1 pseudogene is annotated in these 466 nt (G+C 44.0%); it reads right to left on the bottom strand.

Annotated elements, in window-relative coordinates:
• Positions 1–466, bottom strand: a pseudogene (locus ACRBG0_RS26245) (T9SS type A sorting domain-containing protein); the annotation flags it as partial.

Raw genomic sequence — 466 nt, 5'->3', positions numbered from 1 at the left:
AAGGGTTGGGCGTGTTCTGGTATATCTCAAAAAATCTCGATGGCACTACTCCTCTATGGAAATTAATCCCCATATCCATGGTCGTACCATTCCCGTATGCTTCTGCAGCGGTATAGCGGCTATTGATACTGATTACATCACTTATCTGAGCATCCATACTTGGGCGGATCACTAGACTAAAGAGGACATCTTCAGCACGAGCTTTGCCATTCCATGAAGTCGTGATCTGGCCCTCTGTAACATAGCGTAGACCAAAATTTTCAGCTGTTGCAATACCGTATTCTATATCGATCAATTCTACATCATTCAACTGTAGAGTTCCTTGATAACCTTCTGTACTGGCAATTTGATCACTGGCAAAAGCTACTGTGTAGGTATTGCCCGCTTTCATGTCGATGTTTTCCACTTCCAGGTTGAAGATACCGTTTAGAGAACGATCATCACCTGCCATGGCATTGGCTTGAGC

The sequence above is a fragment of the Lewinella sp. genome, from assembly GCF_050633125.1.
Lineage (GTDB): Bacteria > Bacteroidota > Bacteroidia > Chitinophagales > Saprospiraceae > Lewinella.
This window is presented reverse-complemented; position numbering and strand designations above follow the sequence as displayed.